Raw genomic sequence first — 2,513 nt, 5'->3', positions numbered from 1 at the left:
GAGTCCTTGTTGCGGACTGCTGCCATGGCGGCGACCCCGAGCAGTCGCTTGAGGTTGGTGTTGCCGTGCCGGGTGCGCCCGGAGCGGTTCACGCCAGCGGACTCGCTCTGCCCAGGGCAGACCCCGATCCTGGAGGCGAGGTGGTGGGCGGTGGCGAACTGGGTCATGTCCCCCGCCGGTCTCTGCGATGACGATCTCGGCCGCGAGGTGGCTGAGGGACTGACACGAAAATAGAGTGGACCGCCCAGGTCAGGTGTTGGGGATCGACTCGAAGCGGACGGCTGGATAGTCAAGCGGTGATGGGCTCGAAGCGGATGGTCAGACCCAGGCTGTTGGCTTCCTTGAGCATGCGACGCATGGCGCGTTCGGGGTCGCGTCGGGTGAAGTGGTCGGCGCCGAGTTCGCGGTAGTGGGTCTTGTCGTGCAGGACGTGCCATAGGGCGATGGCGAGTTTGTGCATCACGGCGACCAGGGCCCGTTTGCCGCCGCGTTGTGCGGCCAGGCGCCGGAAGAAGACGCCGAGGTAGGAGTCCTTGTTCTTGATCGCGACCATGGCGGCGATCCCGAGGAGCCGTTTGAGGTTGCTGTTGCCGGGACGGGTGCGGCCGGAGCGACTCACCCCGGCAGACTCGTTCTGTCCTGGGCAGACCCCGATCCAGGAGGCCAGGTGGTGAGCGGAGGCGAACTGGGCCATGTTGCCGCCGGTCTCGGCGATGATGATCTCGGCGCCGAGGCACCCGATGCCGGGAATGGTGGTGAGGTTGACCATGTCCTGCCGACGGTCAGCCAGCAGCGTGGTGATCCGGTCGTCGAAGCTGGCGACGACCTTCTTCCAACGGTCGATCTCGTCCAGGTAGTGCCGGACCATGAACGCGTGGTGATCGGTGAAGTCACCGTCCAACGCTTCGATCAGGGCGGAGATCTTGTTGCGGGCCCGGCCAACCACAAGGTCGGCCAGACGAGCGGGATCACGCTCTCCGGCGATGAGAGCCTCCAAGATGGACCGGCCACTGGTGCCGACCACGTCGCTGAGGACGGCCGAGAGTTTCATCCCGGCATCCTCAAGTTCCTTCTCCAGCCGCTGTGCCTCCCAGCCGGCCGCGCGGGTCAGCTCGGTGCGACGGCGGGTCAGATCACGTAGTTCGCGGATGTCCCGTTGCGGCACGAAGGAGGCCATCACCATCCCCGAGGCACCGGCCCGGGCGAGGAACGCCGCGTCGTTGGGGTCGGTCTTGCGGCCTCGGATACCTTTGAGATGAGCGGGGTTGACCAGCATCAGGTTCAGATGCGGCTGCAGCAGGTAGTAGACGCCTCGCCAGTAGTCCGAGGTCGCCTCCATGACCACAACCTCAACCTGCCGGTCCACCAGCCAGGCCAGCAGACGCCGTATTTCGGCCCTGGTGGTTCCGAACCGTTCGGTTTCCAACGACCAGGTGCCGGCCCGCGTGGCGCTTGGGGTGCGTACGCAGGCGAGCAGGAACCGCTTGCCCAGGTCCACTCCCGCGGACCGCAGATGAATGATGTCGTCCTTCACGTCTTGGTGCCGGGGCATCCGCGTCTCCCTCCCGTCCGGTGCGTCCGTGCAGGCGGACCTCCCGGAGGGGCCGAGGGAGAAGGTGGAATCTGACACGCGTGCTCCCGGCCTCGGATACCGACACCATGGCAACAATCCGTGGTCCCCTGGTCGGCCCCCATCGCCATCCTGTAAAACGAGCTCGCTCTCATCGCAGGCCCATCGGCTGACCGGGACGCCCGGCGACATTTTCCCGTATCCGAGGTGATCAGCGCAGCGCTCTCGCCCACCTGTAAAAAGAACGGCACCTCTCTGTGTCAAGCGGGGCGATCAGAGAGGTATCCCGGTCGCGGAGCATCGTGCGGTAGACGACATCGGCAAGTCGGCGCTTGAGGCAGCGGAGGGCTTCTTTGTGGCCTTTTCCTTCGCTGCGTTTGCGCTGGTAGTAGGCCTGCCCAGGGGTGGGGTGGCGGATCTGGGCGATGGCCATGACGTGACGGGCGGAGTTCAGTTGCCGGTCTCCTGCTCGCGAGAGCCGGTGTCGCTTCACGTCCCCGGAGGACACCTCCAGGGGTGCGACGCCGCAGTAGGAGGCGAATGCAGCCTCCGACCGGAAGCGGTTCACGCCCGCGGTGCGGGCAAGGATCTTCGCTGCCAGCAGGTCCCCGATGCCGTGGAGTTCGGTGAGGGTGGTGCTGGTCTCGGTTACTGCTGTAGTGATCTGCCCGGTGACGGTGGTGATCCGCCGGTCCAGGCGGCGGATCTCGGCGACCCGAAAGCGGCCGGGCATTGCGCCCGGCCGGGCGGTGATCGGGCCTCTGATCAGCGTCTCCGACGGCACCCCTCGGGCCTGGTGACACCACCCCCCAGGTCATCGCTTCGACAGGGGGCTTCCCAATGCCGTTGTTAACGGTAGTTCGTTAAATCCGGAGGTAAAGGTCGATGCCGTGTCCGGTGGTCACCGCGTCGATCAGGGCCTGGAGCTCATGGGGTGGGTCGG

General features: G+C 66.1%; 3 protein-coding genes. All 3 read right to left on the bottom strand.

The features are described from left to right. A partial coding sequence (locus tag ACFV3E_RS46545) for a transposase (RefSeq protein WP_500542599.1) occupies positions 1-167 on the bottom strand: 167 nt, incomplete at its 3' end. A 122-nt stretch (positions 168-289) separates the two neighbouring features. Further along, complete coding sequence (locus tag ACFV3E_RS46540) at positions 290-1,534, bottom strand: IS110 family RNA-guided transposase (protein WP_500542597.1); 1,245 nt, start codon at positions 1,532-1,534, stop codon at positions 290-292. A 247-nt stretch (positions 1,535-1,781) separates the two neighbouring features. Then, entirely contained in the window at positions 1,782-2,354 is a 573-nt protein-coding gene (locus ACFV3E_RS46535) for a transposase (RefSeq protein WP_500542595.1), read from the bottom strand. Positions 2,355-2,513: the final 159 nt, after the last annotated feature.

Source organism: Streptomyces sp. NPDC059718 (assembly GCF_042733315.1).
Taxonomy (GTDB): Bacteria; Actinomycetota; Actinomycetes; order Streptomycetales; family Streptomycetaceae; genus Actinacidiphila.
The sequence above is the reverse complement of the archived record's forward strand: the minus strand, read 5'-3'. Positions and strand labels throughout refer to the sequence as shown.